17 protein-coding genes are annotated in these 18,716 nt (G+C 70.5%); 8 read left to right on the top strand and 9 right to left on the bottom strand.

Features of this window, described 5'->3' with window-relative positions; all coding sequences use genetic code 11:
• Nucleotides 1–9: 9 nt before the first annotated feature.
• The 6 genes from hemC to AC5RUW_RS15045 all read right to left on the bottom strand — a co-directional run bounded on the left by hemC (nt 10) and on the right by AC5RUW_RS15045 (nt 7,182).
• Complete coding sequence (hemC, locus tag AC5RUW_RS15070) at nt 10–963, bottom strand: hydroxymethylbilane synthase (RefSeq protein WP_494161433.1); 954 nt, start codon at nt 961–963, stop codon at nt 10–12.
• Nucleotides 963–2,147 (bottom strand): ferrochelatase, encoded by a 1,185-nt coding sequence (locus AC5RUW_RS15065; protein ID WP_494161432.1) that lies wholly within the window; start codon nt 2,145–2,147, stop codon nt 963–965. Before AC5RUW_RS15065 ends, hemC begins: the two co-directional genes overlap by 1 nt.
• Nucleotides 2,144–2,845 carry a hydrogen peroxide-dependent heme synthase gene (gene hemQ / locus AC5RUW_RS15060; protein ID WP_494161431.1) on the bottom strand — a complete coding sequence of 234 codons (702 nt, stop codon included), beginning with the start codon at nt 2,843–2,845 and terminating at the stop codon, nt 2,144–2,146. Before hemQ ends, AC5RUW_RS15065 begins: the two co-directional genes overlap by 4 nt.
• Before the next feature lie 75 nt (nt 2,846–2,920).
• The gene (gene hemG, locus AC5RUW_RS15055) at nt 2,921–4,453 is read right to left on the bottom strand and encodes a protoporphyrinogen oxidase (protein ID WP_494161430.1); all 1,533 of its coding nucleotides are present in this window, start codon (nt 4,451–4,453) and stop codon (nt 2,921–2,923) included.
• The gene (gene hemE / locus AC5RUW_RS15050; protein ID WP_494161429.1) at nt 4,454–5,515 is read right to left on the bottom strand and encodes a uroporphyrinogen decarboxylase; all 1,062 of its coding nucleotides are present in this window, start codon (nt 5,513–5,515) and stop codon (nt 4,454–4,456) included. It lies immediately after the preceding gene.
• Between the two features lie 104 nt (nt 5,516–5,619).
• Nucleotides 5,620–7,182: an FAD-binding protein gene (locus tag AC5RUW_RS15045; RefSeq protein ID WP_494161428.1), complete on the bottom strand. Its 1,563-nt coding sequence runs from the start codon at nt 7,180–7,182 to the stop codon at nt 5,620–5,622.
• A 244-nt stretch (nt 7,183–7,426) separates the two neighbouring features.
• Between AC5RUW_RS15045 and AC5RUW_RS15040 the strand changes: the two genes are divergently transcribed.
• Complete coding sequence (locus AC5RUW_RS15040; RefSeq protein ID WP_494161427.1) at nt 7,427–8,620, top strand: 3-ketosteroid-9-alpha-monooxygenase, oxygenase component; 1,194 nt, start codon at nt 7,427–7,429, stop codon at nt 8,618–8,620.
• Nucleotides 8,620–8,904 (top strand): hypothetical protein, encoded by a 285-nt coding sequence (locus AC5RUW_RS15035; RefSeq protein ID WP_494161426.1) that lies wholly within the window; start codon nt 8,620–8,622, stop codon nt 8,902–8,904. Before AC5RUW_RS15040 ends, AC5RUW_RS15035 begins: the two co-directional genes overlap by 1 nt.
• A gap of 201 nt (nt 8,905–9,105) precedes the next feature.
• On the opposite strand, the gene AC5RUW_RS15030 is transcribed toward AC5RUW_RS15035, so the two are convergent.
• Together AC5RUW_RS15030 and AC5RUW_RS15025 are read right to left on the bottom strand one after the other, a co-directional pair.
• Nucleotides 9,106–10,146 carry a 2Fe-2S iron-sulfur cluster-binding protein gene (locus AC5RUW_RS15030; RefSeq protein WP_494161425.1) on the bottom strand — a complete coding sequence of 347 codons (1,041 nt, stop codon included), beginning with the start codon at nt 10,144–10,146 and terminating at the stop codon, nt 9,106–9,108.
• Nucleotides 10,143–11,048 (bottom strand): alpha/beta fold hydrolase, encoded by a 906-nt coding sequence (locus AC5RUW_RS15025; protein WP_494161424.1) that lies wholly within the window; start codon nt 11,046–11,048, stop codon nt 10,143–10,145. The genes AC5RUW_RS15030 and AC5RUW_RS15025 overlap by 4 nt, the downstream gene beginning before the upstream one ends.
• A 224-nt stretch (nt 11,049–11,272) precedes the next feature.
• On the opposite strand from AC5RUW_RS15025, the gene AC5RUW_RS15020 reads away from it, so the two are divergent.
• Nucleotides 11,273–12,457, top strand: a complete 1,185-nt coding sequence (locus AC5RUW_RS15020) for an acyl-CoA dehydrogenase family protein (RefSeq protein ID WP_494161423.1) — start codon at nt 11,273–11,275, stop codon at nt 12,455–12,457.
• A gap of 41 nt (nt 12,458–12,498) precedes the next feature.
• Nucleotides 12,499–13,431 (top strand): VOC family protein, encoded by a 933-nt coding sequence (locus AC5RUW_RS15015; RefSeq protein ID WP_494161422.1) that lies wholly within the window; start codon nt 12,499–12,501, stop codon nt 13,429–13,431.
• Nucleotides 13,432–13,519: 88 nt separating this feature from the next.
• On the opposite strand, the gene AC5RUW_RS15010 is transcribed toward AC5RUW_RS15015, so the two are convergent.
• Entirely contained in the window at nt 13,520–14,335 is an 816-nt protein-coding gene (locus AC5RUW_RS15010; RefSeq protein ID WP_494161421.1) for an IclR family transcriptional regulator, read from the bottom strand.
• A gap of 254 nt (nt 14,336–14,589) precedes the next feature.
• Between AC5RUW_RS15010 and AC5RUW_RS15005 the strand changes: the two genes are divergently transcribed.
• Genes AC5RUW_RS15005 through AC5RUW_RS14990 form a run of 4 tightly spaced genes read left to right on the top strand, consistent with a single transcriptional unit; the run spans nt 14,590 to nt 18,618 of the window.
• On the top strand, nt 14,590–15,405 hold the full coding sequence (locus AC5RUW_RS15005; protein WP_494161420.1) for a 2-keto-4-pentenoate hydratase: 816 nt from the start codon (nt 14,590–14,592) through the stop codon (nt 15,403–15,405).
• Complete coding sequence (locus tag AC5RUW_RS15000) at nt 15,405–16,379, top strand: acetaldehyde dehydrogenase (acetylating) (protein WP_494161419.1); 975 nt, start codon at nt 15,405–15,407, stop codon at nt 16,377–16,379. The genes AC5RUW_RS15005 and AC5RUW_RS15000 overlap by 1 nt, the downstream gene beginning before the upstream one ends.
• Before the next feature lie 2 nt (nt 16,380–16,381).
• Nucleotides 16,382–17,389 (top strand): 4-hydroxy-2-oxovalerate aldolase, encoded by a 1,008-nt coding sequence (gene dmpG, locus AC5RUW_RS14995; protein WP_494161418.1) that lies wholly within the window; start codon nt 16,382–16,384, stop codon nt 17,387–17,389.
• Between the two features lie 32 nt (nt 17,390–17,421).
• Nucleotides 17,422–18,618 carry a flavin reductase gene (locus AC5RUW_RS14990; RefSeq protein ID WP_494161417.1) on the top strand — a complete coding sequence of 399 codons (1,197 nt, stop codon included), beginning with the start codon at nt 17,422–17,424 and terminating at the stop codon, nt 18,616–18,618.
• Nucleotides 18,619–18,716: the final 98 nt, after the last annotated feature.

Genomic DNA, 18,716 nt, shown 5'->3' with positions numbered 1-18,716 from the left:
GCGCCGGCTTCAAGCCGGCAGGTCCGTCAGCTCGGCGGCGCCGGCGGCCAGCAGGTCTTCAGCCAACCGGACGCCCAGGGCGCGGGCGCCGTCCTCATCGATGCGGGCCGTGGAGGCATGGCGGCGCATCACCCGGGAGCCGTCGTCGCTGCAGACCACGGCCTCCAGGGTCAGGCCGTGGTCGCCCAGCTGCGCGAGCGCCCCGATGGGGGCGGTGCAGCCGGCCTCGAGCCGGTTCAGCAGGGACCGTTCGGCGGTGACGGCGAGGCGGGTGGCCTCGTCGTCGTAGCTGGCCAGGGCCCGGCTGAGCCGGCCTTCGGCGGCGTCGGCCTCACGGCTCTCCACGGCCAGGGCGCCCTGCCCGGGCGCCGGGAGCATGACGGCGGGGTCGATGTACTCGGTGACGACGCCGAGCCGGCCGAGCCGGGCCAGGCCCGCCGCCGCCAGGATGACGGCGTCCAGGTCGCCCGGGCCGCCGTCGACCAGCCCGCGGACCCGGCCCAGGCGGGTGTCCACGTTTCCACGGATGTCCACCACCTCCAGGTCGGGCCGGGCGGCGCGCAGCTGGGCGGCGCGGCGCGGCGAGCCCGTGCCGACCCTGGCTCCGGCCGGCAGCTGGGCCAGCTTCAGTCCGTCCCGGGCGCACAGCACGTCGCGGACATCCACGCGCGGCGGCACCGCGGCCACGGTGAGCCCGTCGGCGTCGGCGGTGGGCAGGTCCTTGAGGGAATGGACGGCGACGTCGCAGTCGCCGCGCAGCAGGGCGTCGCGCAGGGCGGCCACGAACACGCCGGTGCCGCCGATCTGGGACAGCGCGGCCCGGTTCACGTCACCCTCGGTGCGGACCCGCACCAGCTCCACGTCGAAGCCGCCGAGGTCGGCGAGGGCTTCAGCCACGGTGGTGGTCTGCGTGACCGCCAGGGCGCTGCCGCGGGTGCCGACCAGCACGGGCGAATGTGCCACTAGCCTGCTCCCACGGTGGAGTCCTTGCCGGCGATGGTCGGCTTTTCGCCGCGCCGGTTCACGCAGCAGCCCGCCGGGCAGACGTCGTACCAGGGGCCCAGCTTGGTGACGGCCGGGCGGTCGGCGATGTTGTTCGCCTCGGTGCGTTCGCAGATCAGGTCCACGAGCCCGGTGACGAACGTGTCGTGGATGCCTGGGGTGGGCGTGCGGTCCGCGGCCAGGCCCAGCTCCGCGCAGGTGGCCAGGGCCTCGGTGTCGAGGTCCCAGATCACCTCCATGTGGTCGCTGATGAAGCCCAGCGGCACGATGACGGTGCCCTTGATGCCGCGGCCGGGCAGCTCCGCCAGGGCGTCGTTGATGTCCGGTTCCAGCCACGGGATGTGCGGGGCGCCGGAGCGGGACTGGTAGACCAGCTGCCAGGGCAGGTCCTTCGCCTCGGGAACGCGGTCCATGATGGCCTGGGCGTTGGCCAGGTGCTGCGCGACGTAGGCGCTGCCACCCTCGAAGTCGACGCCGCGGGGGCCGGACGCCTCGGCGTCACCGGTGGGAATGGAGTGGGTCGCGAAGAGCACCTCGATCGGAGCGTCCGCCTCGCCCCGCGCGGCCAGCTGTTCGCGGACCTTGCGCAGGCTCTCGCCCAGGCCCTCGACGAACGGCTCCACGAAGCCGGGGTGGTCGAAGTACTGGCGCACCTTGTCCAGTTCCAGCTTGCCGTCCAGGCCGGTCTCCATCAGGGCCATGCCCAGGTCCTCGCGGTACTGGCGGCAGCTGGAGTAGGAGGAGTAGACGCTGGTGGTCAGGGTCAGGATCCGGCGGTGGCCGGCGTCGTAGGCCTCCTGCAGCACGTCCTTGATGTACGGTGCCCAGTTGCGGTTGCCCCAGAGGACCGGAAGGTCGATGCCGCGGCGCTCCAGTTCCGCCTCGAGGGCGGCCTTGAGCGCGCGGTTCTGGGCGTTGATCGGGCTGATGCCGCCGTTGGCGCGGTAGTGGGTGGCCACTTCCTCAAGGCGCTCGTCGGGGATGCCGCGCCCGTGGGTGACGTTGCGGAGGAACGGGATGACGTCCTCCTGCCCCTCGGGACCGCCGAAGGAGGCCAGCAGGACGGCGTCGTACGGCTTCGGGGACATTCGGCCGTCGGCCTTGGCCGCTTCCAGGATGGCCTGGGATTCGGAATCACGTGTCATTTCAGCACCTCGGCAACTTCGGCCGCCGCGATGCGCCGGCCGGTGTAGAAGGGAATTTCCTCGCGGACGTGGTTGCGGGCCTCGGTGGTGCGCAGGTGGCGCATCAGGTCCACCAGGTCCACCAGCTCGGGAGCCTCCAGGGCCAGGATCCATTCCCAGTCCCCCAGGGCGAAGGAGGCGACGGTGTTGGAGAGCACCTGCGGGAAGTCGCGGCCCAGCAGCCCGTGGTCGCGGAGCATCTTGCCGCGCTCTTCGGCGGGAAGGATGTACCACTCGTAGGAGCGGACGAAGGGGTAGACGCACAGCCAGTCGCTGGCGGGCACGCCGCGGCTGAAGGCGGGGCTGTGGCTCTTGGCGAACTCGGCCTGGCGGTGCACGCCCATGGCGGACCAGGCGATTTCGGTGCCGCTGAACAGGGTGCTGCGGCGGATCCGGCGGATGGCCTCCTGCAGGGCCTCCGGGCGGGGGCCGTGGACCCACACCATGACATCGGCGTCGGACCGCATTGCGGAGACGTCGTACATGCCGCGCAGGGTAACCTGCCCGGTTTCGAGTTCGGCCGCCAGGGCCTCGAACTCGGCGACCGCTCCCTCGGATGCGGGGGCGGGAACCGCCGACCGTTTGAAGACGGTCCACAGGGTGTAGAAGAGTTCCTCTTCCGCGGTCTCGGGGGTGCTCTGGCCCAGGGTCTCACTCATATCTAACAGTCTGCCGTTTCGTCGGGTTGAAAGTCGAAATACAGGTTTTCTACGTCCCGTAGAAGCTACTCGTCATCATATCGTGCCAGGCTGCCCCAGCAGCCCGGCGGCCCGGCGGCGGGTATCGGCGGTCACCGCGGCCAGGCCGGTGCCGGCCAGCCAGGCGCCCACCACCTCAAGGCCGGCAACCGCGCCGACGGCCTCGCGCACCGCCGCCACGCGGGCCTTGTGGCCGACGGCGGCCGAGGGCAGCGCACCGGTCCAGCGCACCACGTCCCAGCCCACCACGTCGTCGGCTCCGAGCGGTACCTGCAGCAGCGCGGACGCATCGGCCAGGGCCTGGGTGAACAGCTCGTCGTCCGGCAGGAAGGCGGCACGGTCCGCGGAGCCGGCCAGGTCGTCGGGTCCCAGCGCCCGCCCGTAGGACAGGCGCAGCACGTGGGTGCCGGGTCCTGCCTCGTCGGCCAGCCACTGCCATTTGGCGGTGGCGTGCGTGAGGGCCTTGGCGGCGACCTGCTCCACCTCACGGGCGACCAGCATCCCGGTGCCGCGGGGCGCGGCGTCGAGCGCGGGCTGGTCGAGGACCAGGGTCACCAGGGCGACGCCGGGCCCGGGGGCCGGGCGCGCGTCGTCGGGCAGGTCGGGCAGTCCCGGCAGCGGAGCCAGGAGGTCGACGGCGGTCGGCCCGTCGGTGGCGAGCACCACGGCGTCCGCGCTCCAGCGGCGTCCTTCCGCTCCCACCTCCCATGCCTGCTCCGTGCGGGCCAGGGAGTCGACTCGGACGCCGGTCTCCAGCACGGCCCCGGCGGAGCGCAGCTGTTCCTCCAGCGCCCGGCTCAGCCGGCCCATTCCCCCGCGCAGGGACGCGACGGTGGACCCGGCGGGAGCTGCGCTGCGCAGCGACGCTGCGGCTGCGGCCAGGGAGCCCTCCCGGGCGAGGGCCTCGCGCAGCCCCGGCGCCACGGAGTCGACGTCGAGGACGTCGGGGTCTGCGGAGTAGACGCCGGAGACCACCGGGGACACCAGCCGGCGCAGCACCTGCTCACCCATCCGGGTGCGCACCAGCTCGCCCAGGCTCATGCCCGGCCTGCGGGCGGCGGCGCCGGCGGGCAGCACCCGGTCCAGCGCGGCGCGGGCGGCGCCGGCCCGGCCGATGGCGCGGACGATCTCGGGGGCGGACGGGTCGGCCGGGATGCCGACGATGCCGCCGGCGGGCATCGGCTGTGCGGCGGCGGCCAGGTCCTCGCCGGGCAGCTGGAGCCAGGCTCCCGCCGCCGCCGGCTGGACGATGTCCGCCGCGAGGCCGAGCTCCTCCAGCAGCGCGGCGACGGCCGGAGAACGGGTGGCGAAGGACTCCGCCCCGCTGTCCAGGTCGAGCCCGGCCACCCGGTGCGTGCCCACGCTTCCGCCGAAGCGGGTTCCCGCTTCCAGCACCGTGACGGCCATGCCGCCCAGGGCGAGTTCCCGGGCCGCCAGCAGGCCGGAGATGCCTCCGCCGACCACGACTGCGCGTCGGCGTCCGGCGGGATCAGCGCCTCCGGGGGCCGCGGTTCCGGCGGCGTCCGGCGCCCCGGCGTCCCGGCCCGGGCGCAGCGACCGTGGCGCCATTTACGGCTCCACCGAGTGGATGAGCTCCACCACGCGGGTGAGCACCTCCGGGTCTGTTTCCGGCGGAACGCCGTGGCCCAGGTTCACCACGTGGCCCGGGGCGGACTCCCCCGCCGCCAGGACCGCCCGGACATGAGCCTCCAGGACCTCCCAGGGGGCGCTGAGCAGTGCGGGGTCGATGTTGCCCTGCAGCGCCACCGAATGGCCGAGCCGCCGGTCCGCTTCATCGAGCGGCAGCCGGTAGTCGACGCCCACGACGTCGACGCCGACGTCGCGCATGGCCGGCAGCAGTTCGGAGGTTCCGGTGCCGAAGTGCACCAGCGGCGCGCCGAGCCCGCGCACGTGGTCCAGGGCGCGGGTCGAGGCCGGGGCCGCGTAGGCGCGGTAGTCCGCCTCGGAAAGGGACCCGGCCCAGGAGTCGAAGAGCTGCGCGGCGCTGGCGCCGGCCTCGACCTGGGCGCGCAGGAACCGTCCGGAGGCGTCGGCGGCCCATTCGGTGAGGGCGGCCCAGGCCTCGGGGTCGGCGTGCATCATGGTCCGTGGGCCGAGGTGGTCGCGCGAGGGGCGCCCTTCGACCATGTAGGCGGCAAGGGTGAAGGGAGCGCCGGCGAAGCCGATCAGCGGGGTGCTGCCGAGTTCGTCGACGGTCAGACGCACGGCCTCCCGGATCGGTTCGAGCGCGGCGTCGTCCAGCTCGGGCAGCGCCTGCACATCGGCGAGCGTGCGCACCGGAGTGCCGAGCACCGGCCCGACGCCGGGCACGATGTCGACGTCGACACCGGCCAGGCGGAGCGGAATGACGATGTCGGAGAAGAAGATGCCGGCGTCGACGTCGTGCCTCCGCACCGGCTGCAGGGTGATCTCGGCGGCCAGCTTGGGATCCAGGCAGGAATCCAGCATGGAGATGCCTTCACGGACCCGCCGGTACTCCGGCAGCGAGCGCCCGGCCTGGCGCATGAACCAGACGGGCCGGCGCGACGGGCGCCCGCCGCGGTAGGCGGTGATCAGGGGCGAATCGGCGGTACGGCCATCCATGAGCGGATGAGTGGCGCTAAGAGTCATACTCCGATTCTCTCCAAATTTCACGCCGATGGATAACCGGCCCGGTCCCGGTCCCGTGTGACGCTGGGCGCACCGACGCCGCGCCCCACGGGACCGGCCCCCGGTCAGTCGGTGTGCGCGGCCATGTCCTGCACGGCGCGGTAGGCGAAGACCATCGCTGAAGCCAGCGGAATGCCCGGGCCGGGATAGGCCCGGCCCGAGAACGAGGCACTGGTGTTGCCCACCGCGTAGAGGCCCGGGATGGGTCCCCCGGCCGCCGTCAGGACCCGCGCATCAGCGTCGGTGCGCAGCCCGCCCTTGGTCCCCAGATCGCTGAGAACCAACCGGGCGGCGAAATAGGGCGGCTCCTCCAGGGCCACCAGGGCGGGATTGGGTCCGTGGGCGGGATCGGCGAAGAACAGGTCGTAGGGGTCCTCGCCGCGGTGGAAGTCCTCGTCGACGCCGGTGCCGGCGAATCCGTTGAACCTTGCAACGGTGTCCTGGAGCGCCGGCGCCGGCAGCCCGGTCCGCTCCGCGAGCTCCTCCAGCGTGTCCGCCTGCAGCCAGGTTCCCGCCGCCAGGTGCTCGTGGGGCTCCGTGTTGTCCGGCCGCATGATCGCCGGCAGCTGGCCACCGAAGCGCGAATCGAAGATTACCCAGGACGGGATCCGGTCCTCGGGCGCTGCGGCCATTACCCGGCCCATCCGGTCGTAGGGCAGCGACTCGTTGGCGAAGCGCCGCCCCGCGGCGTCCACGATGATCCCGCCGCGGAAGCCCAGCGTGAAGGCCGTCCCGCCGCCCGGCTGCGCCGCGCCCGGGCACCACCAGGCCTCGTCCAGCAGGTCGGTGGCCGCGCCGGCCCGTTCGGCGGCGCGGATGGCGGTGCCGACGTTCGCCCCGGCAGGCGCCATGGTCCACTCCGCGGATCCCGGCGTTCCATGCTCCGCGCGCATGTCGGCATTGGCTTCGAAGCCTCCCGCTCCGAGGAGCACCCCGTGCCGGGCCCGGATCCGCTGCGTGCCCTCCCCGGTGTCGACGAGCACGCCCGTCACGGCGCCGCCCTCGGTCAACAGATCGGTCATGGCCGTGCGGGTCCGTACCGTGCCCCGGCCCGTACGGGTGAGGGCCAGCAGCAGGCGGCCGATCAGGGCCTGTCCCGCCGTCAGCGGGCCCTCCGGGTGAGGCCGTCCGTAGCGGTCGCTCTCGACGCGCGGACGCACCAGGTCGGCGAGCGCGCCAATCTCGCCCCGCGGCAGGTCCACGGGCATCATCGACCGGCCGAGCTCCCGGCGTCCGGGGCCGGGGAAGTAGTCCGGAAACGCGGTCCAGTAAAACTCCATCGCCGGGTCCGCCTCGAGGGCCTTCACGAGCTCCGGTGCAGTCGACAGGAACGCCTCGCGCCGGTGGGCCTGCTCCGATCCCAGGACCGAGACCAGATAGGCCTCCGCGTCCTCCCGCGAGTCCTGGACTCCGGCCCGCTCCTGCACCTGGCTCCCCGGCAGCCAGCACGAGGCGCCGGAGTAGGCCGAGGCGCCACCCAGTAGGTCCGTCTTCTCGACCACGAGGGTCGTCAGCCCGCGGGCAGCGGCGGTGAAGGCGCCGGCCATGGCCCCGGCACCGGACCCGACCACCACCACGTCATAGCTGCTGTCCCAAACCTGTCCGCCCATCGTGTCCTGTCCGCCCATTGCGCTTCCTCCCCTGCTCCGCTGCCGGCCTTCCGCCGCTGACGCGCCCACCCAAGCAGAGCCGGCCGGACCCCCGGTGCGCCCGTCCCACCCAGCAGGATCCGGACCCGGCCGGCCGCGGCCGGTCGGGTTCCGGGGCGGGTCCCGGCCATTGGGACTGGCCGTACCGCGGCCTGCCCGGCCCGCCTACATTTCAGGCTCAGGACGTTCCAGTCCGCATAGGCGCACCTGAAGGGACGATTACATGGCCATTGTTGAGCCGGAGCAGGAAGAAATCAGGAAGATCGAGAACAACGGGCTGCCGGCCCGGTTCGCCCGGGGCTGGCACTGCCTGGGCCTTTCCGAAAAGTTCAAGGACGGCAAGCCGCACACGGTCAAGGCGTTTGGCCAGAAGCTGGTGGTCTTCACCGGCCAGGACGGCGTGATCAACGTCCTTGATGCCTACTGCCGGCACATGGGCGCCGACCTGTCGACCGGCACCGTCAAGGGCAATGAAATCGCCTGCCCCTTCCATGACTGGCGCTGGGGCGGCGACGGCCGCTGCAAGGACATCCCGTACGCCCGCCGGGTTCCGCTGCGGGCGCGCACCAGCACCTGGCCGACCCTGGAGCAGGACGGACTGCTGTTCGTCTGGAATGATCCGGAGGGCAACCCTCCGCCGGAGAACGTCACGATCCCGAAGATCCGGGGCGCGATGACCGACGGGTGGACCAAGTGGTTCTGGAACGAGATTGTCGTCGACACCTCCACCAGGGAAGTCGTCGACAACGTGGTCGACATGGCCCACTTCTTCTACGTTCACGGCAACTTCCCCACGTACTTCAAGAACGTTTTTGAGGGGCACGTCGCAACCCAGTACTTCGACGGCGACATCCGGGAGGACATGGCCCCGGAGAGCGTCGACCCGAATGCCCCGAAGATGCTGAAGACCATCTCCGAGGCGTCCTACTACGGACCGTCCTTCATGATCGACGAGCTGAAGTACGTCTACGACCGCTTCGAAATGGACACCATCTTCATCAACTGCCACTACCCCATTGATGAGAACTCGCTGGTGCTGATGTCGGGCATCATCGTCGAGAAGAGCCCGGACCTCGAGGAGGACGCCGAGCAGATCGCCGCCGACCAGGCCAAGTGGGTGCTGCGCGGCTTCGCCCAGGACGTGGAGATCTGGAAGAGCAAGACCCGCATCGACAACCCGCTGCTTTGCGAGGAGGACGGGCCGGTCTACCAGCTCCGCCGGTGGTACGAGCAGTTCTTTGTCGACGTCGCCGACGTCCAGCCCGAGATGACCGACCGCTTCGAATACGAGCTGGACACCGAGCGGCCGATGGAAAGCTGGCACAAGGAGGTCGCCCATCAGCTGGCCCTCCGGAAGGCGGCCGCCGAGCAGGCGGCAGCGCAGGCGGCGGAGCAGCCCGCGGAGCAGCTGGTCTGATGGCAGCGGCAACAACCGACACCAGGCTCATCGACAACCCTATGCAGCCGCTGGCGTGCCGGGAGTGCATCGCCGTCGTGCAGGTCCGCAAGTCCAGCTGGCAGCAGACCAGCATCCAGTGGGACGCCGAGGCGCTGAAGGCCTGCCGCGAGCGGCCCGGCTTCTGCTCCGGCGGGGAGCCTGCCGAACGCTTCGCCGGCTGCGAGACGCTGGCCGCCAGCATCAGGCAGGCCTCGACCGAGGGGCGGCTTCCGGTCATCCACCGGGATGAGCCGGAGCAGTAGTTCCCTTACCTCTATATAAGGGGGTGGAAGGACCGGAACCGCACCGGTGCTTCCACCCCCCTTCTCTCTGCCTTACCCGCCTCTGTGCCTGCTGCACAGCTGAAAGGCGCGGACCCCGGGGTCCGCGCCTTTCATATGCTCTGCCGACAGAGGGAGCCTGCCTGGGCCTGCCCCGCCTGGAGTGGGCCGGCCCGGCGGTTCCTAGGCCTCGTAGGTGATCCGGACCCTGTCACTGACCGGCACGGCCTGGCAGGCCAGGATGAAGCCGTCGCGGATGTCGGCCGCGTCCAGCACCTCGTTCCGCTCCATCCGCACCTCACCCTCCAGGACCAGGCAGGTGCAGGCGCTGCAGGCGCCTTCGCGGCAGGAGTACGGCGCCTCAAGCCCGGAGCCCAGCAGGACGTCCAGCAGCTTGGCTCCCTGCGGCCAGTTCACGGTGCGCTGCTCTCCGTCGAGGTCCACCTCCACCACCGAGCTGCCCGGCCCGGCCTCGGGAACCACCGTTTCCACGGGAGCGAAAGGATCGGCGGCCAGGGACACAAAACGCTCGATGTGGATCCGCTCCGGTGGCATGCCCAGGGCCTGCAGGGACCGCTCCACGCAGTCCATGAAGGGCCCGGGCCCGCAGATGAACACCTCCCGGTCCCGGTAGGGGGCGGCCAGCGCGCTGATGGCGTCCTGGTCGGGAATGCCCTGCACTGTTTCCAGCCAGTGGACGACGGTCAACCGGCCCGGATAGGCACGGCCCAGGGCAATGAGTTCCTCGCGGAAGATCACCGACGATTCGTCCCGGTTCGCGTAGACCATGGTGACCGAGCCGGTCCCGGCGGCGAGCGCGGACTTGAGGATGGACATCACCGGGGTGACTCCGCTGCCGCCGGCGAACAGCAGGAAGTCGGTCTCCAGCGAGTGCGGGGTGAAGGTGCCCGCGGGCCGCAGCACGTCCAGGACGTGCCCCTCCACCACGTTGTCGCAGATCCAGTTGGAGCCGTAGCCGTCCCGGGTGCGCTTGATCGTGACCTTGAGCTTTTCGTCCTGCAGGGGCGAGCTGCACAGCGAATAGCAGCGTGCGGCGCCGCCCGGACGGTCGCTGGGGATGCGGATGGTGAGGAACTGGCCCGGCTTGTAGCTGAAGCTGTCCTCCCGCCCGCCTGCGGGTTCGAGCACCAGGGTGTGGGCGTCCGCCGTCTCGCGGATCACCTCGACCACCCGGGCCTGCAGGGGCGCGGCGGCGGCGCTCACAGCGCAGCCTCCGGGCGGCGCAGGAAGGCCAGGACGGTGCTTTCGAAAGCGTCCTTCTGCTCGATCATCGCCCAATGGCCGCATCTCGGGAAAACATGCAGTTCCACGTCGGGAATGGTCCGCAGCGGCACCAGGGCCCCGTCCAGCGGGGTCACGCGGTCATCGCGTCCCCACAGGAGCAGGGTTCGGGCGCGGATCCTGTGCAGCTGCGCCCAGGCCGGCTGCGCCTCCGGGGCGGCGGCCGCGGCCGCCGTGGCGGCCATGGCCTCACGGCTGTACATCCTTCGGGCGCTTTCCAGCGTCAGGGGTTCCGTTGCCTGCTCCCAGCGCTCATTGATCAGCTCCCCGGTGACCAGGTCCTGGTCGAAGACCATCGACCGCAGCCACTGCACCAGCCGCTCGCGGGTGGGGTCCTCGGTGAACTCCACCAGCAGGTTGATGCCCTCGGCCGGGAAGGGGCTGAAGATTCCCAGCCCCATGCCGCCCAGGGTCACCAGCCGGCGCACCCGCTCCGGATGGGCGATGGCGAACTGCGTGGCGACCATCCCGCCCATGGAATTGCCGATGATGTCCACCCGGTCCAGGCCAAGGCTGTCGAGCAGGTCGGTCACGGCACGGCCGGCGGCCTGCATGGGGTGCACGTCCACGGGGTCGCTGACGCCGAAACCGGGGAACTCCAGCACGAAGCACTCGAAATGCTCGGCGAAGGCCGGCAGGACCGCCCCGAAATTCCGCAGGCCCGTCACGCCGGGGCCGGAGCCGTGCAGGAACAGCAGCGGCGGACCTTCTCCGACCTGGTGCCAGCGAAGCGTCCCCTGCGCGGTCTGCAGCTCGTGCAGAGCAGGTTTGGCGTCGCCGGAGGCTGTGGGGCTGCCTGGTTCAAGGCCAAGATCGGTGGTCATTTCCTGGGCTCCTCGTGGTACGCGTTTCTCTGTCTACGCGGAACCCTAATTGCCGCGGCAGCGGGGGCGTCCGGCGGGTCCCGATCACCGGGATGCAGCGCCGTCGCACGCGCCGGCCACCCGGTCCCGGTGAACGGGACCCCCGGCACCCGCCGTCGGGAAGCCGCCTAGATTTTCCCCAGCGGCCGAGCCGAGGCCCCGAATGAGGAAGCGAGAAGCGATCAATGACTATCACTGCAGGTTCCGACGTGCTCTCCGAGCGCGCTGAAGAGCTTCGCTCCTACGGCCAGGTCAATGAAGACCTCGGCAAGCTCAACGACGCCACTGTCGACATCCTGCGCGGCTCCGGCGTCATGAAGCTGCTGGCGCCGGTGGAATACGGCGGAACGCGCGCCCACCCCGTGGAGTTCGCGGAGACGGTCATGAAGATCGCCTCCCTGGACGGAGCCGCCGGCTGGGTGGCCGGCGTCGTGGGCGTGCACCCCTGGGAGCTGGAGCTGATGCCGCCGAAGCTGCAGGAGGAAATCTGGGGCGCCGACGAGGACACCTGGATCTCCTCCCCCTACGCACCGATGGGCGTCGCGACCCCTGTCGAGGGCGGTTACCGGTTCAGCGGGCACTGGCAGTTCTCCTCCGGCACCGACCACGCCCAGTGGGTCATCCTGGGCGCTTTCCTCGGCGATGCCGAGGGCAAGCCCGTGACACCCTTCCGTTCCCTGCACGTGGTCGTGCCCCGCGCCGACTACACGATCGTCGAGGACTCGTGGGACGTGGTCGGGCTGCGCGGCACCGGCAGCAAGGACATCATCATCAAGGACGTCTTCGTGCCGGACTACCGGGTGGTCGATCAGACGGACCTCTTCGAGGGCCGGGTGGCCCGCGAGGCCGGCAAGGATGAGCCGATCCACCGCATGCCCTTTTATTGCCTGTTTCCCCTCGGGCTGACCTCCGCGGTCATCGGCATCGCCGAAGGCGCCCTCGATGCCTACCTGAACTACCAGCGCGACCGTATCCAGATCAACGGCTTCAAGGGCGCCGAGGACCCGTACAACATGTACGTGGTCAGCGAAGCGGCCGGCGAAATCCGGGCCTCCCGCGCCGCCCTGCTCGACAACATCAGCCGTATCTACGACACCGTCGCCTCGGGGCGCGAGGTCAGCCTTGAGCAGCGCGCCGTCGGCCGCCGGACCCAGATCCAGGCCGCCTGGCGGGCGACCGCCGCCGTCGACACCATCCTGTCCCGCTCCGGCGGGAACGGGCTGCGGATGAACAACCCGGTGCAGCGGTTCTGGCGCGACGCCCATATGGGCCTGGCCCATGCCATCCACGTACCGGGCCCCACCTACCACGCGGCCATCATGACCCAGCTGGGCATTGATCCCCCGGCCAACCTGGCCGCGGCCGTCTAGCTCCCAACTCCTGCGATCCCCTACAGCAAAGCGAGGAAACCATGACACATCTCCGCGGACTGGGCTACCTGAAGGTCCAGACCCAGCACATTGCCCGCTGGCGGGAACTCACCGTCGAGGGCCTCGGCTTCGCCGAAACGGTGGGCCCGAACCCTGACGGCCTGTACCTGCGGATGGACGAACGGGAAGCGCGGCTGATCGTGCTGCCGGGCGACTCCGACCGGGTCCTGGCCGTCGGCTGGGAGGTCCGTGACCAGTTCGCGCTGGCCGCGGTGGCCAAGGACGTCGAGGCCGCCGGCATCGCCGTCACCTGGCTCGATGAGGAGGCCAACGACGAGCGCGGCCTCGAGCAGGTCATTTCCTTCACCGATCCCGGGGGCACTCCCGTTGAGGTTTTCTTCGGGCCGCGGCTGGACCACAGCCCCCTGAAGACCGGATACGCCCAGAAGTTCGTCACCGGCGCCCAGGGCATGGGGCACGTCGTGCTGCCCACCACCCTGATGGAGGAGACCTCGTCCTTCTATACCGACGTGCTCGGCTTCCTGCCGCGCGGTGCCGTGCGCCTGGGCCCGCAGCGCCCCGCCGTGCGGTTCCGGTTCTTCGGCATCAACCAGCGCCACCACAGCCTGGCCATCGGCCCGGCCCCGCACGGCGAAGAGCCGGGCCTGGTCCACCTGATGGTTGAGGTCGAGGAGCTGGACACGGTCGGCCAGGCCCTGGACAAGGTCCGGAGCATGGGCTTCAACATCACCGCCTCGCTGGGCCGGCACACCAACGACAAGATGGTCTCCTTCTACGTCCGGGCTCCGGGCGGCTGGGACATCGAGTTCGGGACGCAGGGCATGCTGGTGGATGAGTCCTACTACACCGCCGAGGAGATCACGGCGGAGAGCTACTGGGGCCATGACCACACCGGAGCCGAGCCGCTTGCGGCCTTCGTGCCGCGGGAGGCAGCAGCCGTCCCGGCCGGCTGACCGGACAGCACGGAAGGAGGGGGTGCAGCCCGCGGGCTGCACCCCCTCCTTATGTATGTGCCGGACGAGTCTTGCCGTAGCTGCAGGCCTACCCTGCCGAGGGCACCAGGGCGGGCGCGTTGTCCCGCGGATTCAGGGCGGCGGAAACCTGCCGGGCTGCGCCCAGGACCAGCGGTGCCAGCCGTTCCAGTGGATCCGTGGCCCGCCCCACCAGGGAAATGCTCGCCACCGGACCCCCGCGGCCCCGGATCGCCGCCGCGACGCAGCCGATGCCGTCGAAGCTTTCCCCGCTCTCATAGGCGATGCCGCCCCGCTGCCGGATGCGGTTCAGCTCGGCGTAAAGCCCGCTGATGTCTCCGATGGTCCGGCCTGTCACGGCGGGCAGCCCGCTGGAGAACAGTGCGTCCACCTTTTCCGGGTTCAGCCAGGCCAGGATGGCCTTGCCCAGGGCCGTGGCATGCGCAGGCGCGCTTCCGCCGACCCGCGAGGGAATAGTCACGGCGGAGGGGCCGCCGATCTTGTCCAGGTAATGGACGTTGGAACCGTCGAGCACGCCCAGGTGCACGACCATGCCGGTGCGCACCTGCAGGCTGTGCAGGACGGGGGCCGCTTCAGCTCGGATCTGGCTGTTGCCGTTGTCCAGCCCGGTGTAGCGCAACGAACGCCAGCCCATGCAGTAGCCGTCCGGGGTGTGCTCCAGCCAGCCCAGCTGGACCAGCTGGTCCAGGATCCGGTGCGTGGTGGAGCGGGGAAGGTGCGCCCTGGCCGCAATCTCATCCAGCATCAGGGCCACCGACCGGGGCTGGAACGCCTCCATGATCAGGGTCATGCGGGCGACCATTGACGGCGGCGGCCCGCCTGCCGGCGCCAGGGAACGGACGGCGGGGGCGGTGACGGCGCTCATCGGCACCATCCGTTGGGATCGATTCCGGTACGCGACAGCGGCGGAAAGGAGATATTCACCGTTGAACCTCCAGGTACTTCTTGCGACTTCAGCAGGGGTACGCGGCATGTGATCTGTGCCACGCTGGGCTTCACTGTACACATCGCTACAGCGCTGCACCAGAGGCATGCACCGGGCCACATCCCGCTCTGCGGGACTGCCGACCCGGGCCGCTTCCGGCCGGGACATACTGAAGCCTCAAATCGGGAGGATCCATGACAGCAACCGCCGAGAGGGCGCCGGCCGGCGCCCCCGATATCCCACAGCTCGCCGAACGGCTGCGCCGCGCCGAGCGTGACGGCATGCCCATCGAGCCCATCCGGGCGGAGCTGGCCGCCGGCGGCATCGCCGCCGCATACCAGGTGCAGCGGGTGAACGAAGACGCGTGGATCGCCGAAGGACGGCGCGTCCTCGGGCGGAAAATCGGCCTGACCTCCAAGGCCGTGCAGGCGCAGATGGGTGTGGACCAGCCGGACTTCGGGGTCCTGTTCGCCGACATGTGCCTGAGCGACGGCGACACCATGGCCGCCGGGGACGTGCTGCAGCCGCGGATTGAGGCGGAGGTGGCCCTGGTCCTGAAGAAGGACCTGCCGCGGGCGGACACCACGCTCCCCGAGCTGATGGCGGCGGTGGACTGCCTGCTGCCGGCCATCGAGATCGTCGGTTCCCGGATCCGCAACTGGGACATTTCGATCCTGGACACCATCGCCGACAACGCGTCCTGCGGGCGCATCGTCACGGGCACCCGCCCGGTCCTGCCCTCGGCCGTGGACCTGGCGTCGGCCGGCATGGTCGTCGAGGTTGACGGCCGGGTCGCGTCGGTCGGCTCCGGGGCGGCCTGCCTGGGCCACCCCTACCGCGCGGGGCTGTGGCTGGTCAGGCGCATGGCGGAGCTGGAAAGGCCCCTGCGCGCCGGCGAAATCCTGATGACCGGGGCCCTCGGCCCCATGGTCGACTTCCGGCCCGGCTCGAGCGCAGCCGCGACCATCCAGGGGCTCGGCCAGGTTCGTATCAATCTAGAGGAGAAGTAGTGGAAACGGATGCACGCTGGCCGGTGGCCATTATCGGCCCGGGCAACATCGGGACAGACCTGATGATCAAGGTCCTGCGCGGATCCGGCCGCCTGGAAATGGGCGCCATGGTGGGCATAGAGCCGGATTCCGAAGGGCTTCGGCGTGCCGCCGGGATGGGCATTGCCACCACCGCCGAGGGCGTGCAGGGGCTGCTCGCGCTGCCGAACTTCAAGGACATCAAGGTCGTCTTCGACGCGACCAGCGCCTCGGCGCACCTGGCCAACTGGGAACTGCTCAAGGACACCGGCGTCCGGGTCCTGGACCTGACGCCGGCCGCCGTGGGCCCGTACTGCATTCCGGTGGTCAACCTGGAGGACCACCTCGAGGAGCGGAACCTGAACATGGTCACCTGCGGCGGCCAGGCCACGGTTCCCATGGTCGCGGCCGTGTCCCAGGTGGCTCCCGTCCGGTACGCGGAGATCGTCTCCTCCGTGTCCTCCCGGTCGGCGGGACCCGGCACGCGGGCCAACATCGACGAGTTCACTGAAACCACGTCGGAGGCCCTGGTCCATGTGGGCGGTGCCGCCGAGGGCAAGGCCATCATCATCATGAACCCGGCGGAACCGCCCATGCTGATGCGCAACACCGTCTATGCGCTGGTGGAGGGAACGCCGGACCACTCGGCCATCGAGGCGTCCATCCTGGCGATGGCCGCGAAGGTGCAGCAGTACGTCCCCGGCTACAAGCTCAAGCAGGCCGTCCAGTTCGAGACCTTCGGCGCAGCGAATCCGCTGCACATGCCCGGCTCCGGCAGCTTCAGCGGCACCCGCGTGACCGTGATGCTGGAGGTCACCGGCGCCGCGCACTACCTCCCCGCCTACGCGGGAAACCTGGACATCATGACCTCCGCCGCCATGGCCACGGCCGAGCGGTGGGCCGAAGAGGCCGGGGTCCCCGACTTTTCCGCCGCACCGGCGATGCAGGAGGCATAAGCGTGGACAAGCTCTACATCTCGGACGTCACCCTGCGGGACGGCATGCACGCCATCCGGCACCAGTACACCGTCGACCAGGCCGTGCAGATCGCCACGGCGCTCGACGCCGCCGGCGTCGCCTCGATCGAGGTGGCCCACGGCGACGGCATCAACGGCTCCTCCTGTGTCTACGGTTTCGGTGCGCACACCGACCTCGAGTGGATTTCCGCCGTCGCCGGTGCCGTCAAGCAGGCGCGGGTCGCCACCCTGGCGCTGCCCGGCATCGCCACCATTTCCCACCTGAAGGACGCCCACAGCGCCGGAGCCTCGGTGGTGCGTGTGGCCACGCACTGCACGGAGGCGGACGTCTCCGCCCAGCACATCGCCGCGGCCCGGGAACTGGGCATGGACACGGTGGGCTTCCTGATGATGTCGCATATGAATCCGCCGGCCGAGCTGGCGCAGCAGGCGAAGCTGATGGAGTCCTACGGCGCGACCTGCGTGTACGTGGTCGACTCGGGCGGAGCGCTGACCATGCCCGGGGTCGCCGAGCGGATCGACGCGTTCCGGCAGGTCCTGGACCCCGAAACCCAGATCGGCATCCACGCCCACGAGAACCTCTCGCTCAGCGTCGCGAACTCGATCACCGCCGTCGAGCACGGCGCCGTGCGGGTGGACGCGTCGCTGGCCGGCATGGGTGCCGGCGCAGGCAATGCTCCCCTGGAGGCCTTCATCGCCGCCGCCGACAAGTTCGGCTTCGAGCACGGGTGCAGCCTGCCGGCCCTGATGGACGCGGCGGACGACCTGGTCCGGCCCCTGCAGGACCGCCCGGTCCGCGTGGACCGCGAGACCCTCTCGCTGGGCTACGCGGGGGTCTATTCGAGCTTCCTGCGCCACGCGGAGAAGGCCAGCAGCCGCTACGGCGTCCCCACCACCGACATCCTCATGGAACTCGGCAAACGGCGGATGGTCGGCGGCCAGGAGGACATGATCGTCGACGTGGCGCTGGACCTGGCCGCCCGGCGCTGAGCGCACCGAAAATGCAGGCGAAAGGAAACGCAATGACCGCAGTCAGCGCCGAGGGGCTCACCGCAGGCAGCAGCGACCCGATGGTGTTCCGCAACGTGCTCGGGCACTTCCCCACCGGGGTGGTCCTGATCACCGGCATCGCCGACGACGGCGCGCCCGTCGGGATGATCGTCGGCTCCTTCACCTCCGTGTCCCTGGATCCTCCCCTGGTGGCCTTCCTGCCCACGGTCGCCTCCCGGACCTTCGCCAAGCTGCGGACGGCGCGCTCCTTCTGCGTCAACGTCCTCGCCGCGGACCAGGAGGATGTCTGCCGACGGTTCGCCGGCCGGGAGGAGGACAAATTCGCCGGGGTGTCCTGGCGGCCCTCCCCGTCGGGCGCGCCGGTGCTCGAGGACAGCGTTGCCTTCATCGACTGCACCTTCGAGTCGATCAACGACGCGGGCGACCATCACATCGTCATCGGTGCGGTACACGAGTTGCAGGTCTGCCGTCCCGTGGCTCCCCTGCTGTTCTTCCAGGGCGGCTACGGCCGGTTCGCTCCGATGTCACTCAGCGCGCCGTTCGACGCCGACCTGATCTCGGGCGTGCGGCTGGCCGAGCGCAGCCGCACCGAGATGGACCGGCTGGCCGGGGAGCTGGGGGTGGAGTGCAGCGCGATGGCGATGATCGGCGACCAGATGGCCGTGATCGTGGCCGCCGCCGGTGCCGGAGCCGAAGCCCGGATCGGCGAGCGGATTCCCCTGATGCCGCCCATGGGCGAGCTGTGCCTGGCGTGGGAGGAGCCGGAGGCCATCGAGCGGTGGCTGGCCCGGGCCATGCCGAGCGACGAATGCACGCCCGGGGAGTACCGGGACCGCCTGGCCGCGGTCCGTGCCCGCGGCTGGTCGATGACCATGCGCGGCGGCTACCCGGACGAGGAGGTGTACGAGGCGCTGCGCGAGTATTCCTCAGGCTGCTACACGCCCGCCCAGGAGCGGCGCATCCGGGAGATCATTTCCCGCACCTCGAGCAGCTACGCACCGGTGTCCCTGGAGGACGGGCGGAGCTACGACGCGGACTCGATCCTCGCGCCGGTGCGTGACGCGGACGGGAAGGTGCGGCTCGTGCTGCGTATCTCGGACCTTCCGGCCGGGGTTCCGGCGGACCGGGTGCGGCAGTGGGCCGACCGCCTCCTGCAGGCCGCCGCGGCGGTCGAGCAGCTCACGGGCAGCGGATCACAGCCGACCTAGGTGTAACTCTTACGGTCGTTGTGAACGCGTTCTATGGGTGAGCGTCCCTCGATCCCGGTATGGGGTCGGTGATAATTGTAGTGATGGAGCCAGGCATC

The organism is Arthrobacter sp. Y3222053 (assembly GCF_059092805.1).
The sequence above is the reverse complement of the archived record's forward strand: the minus strand, read 5'-3'. Positions and strand labels throughout refer to the sequence as shown.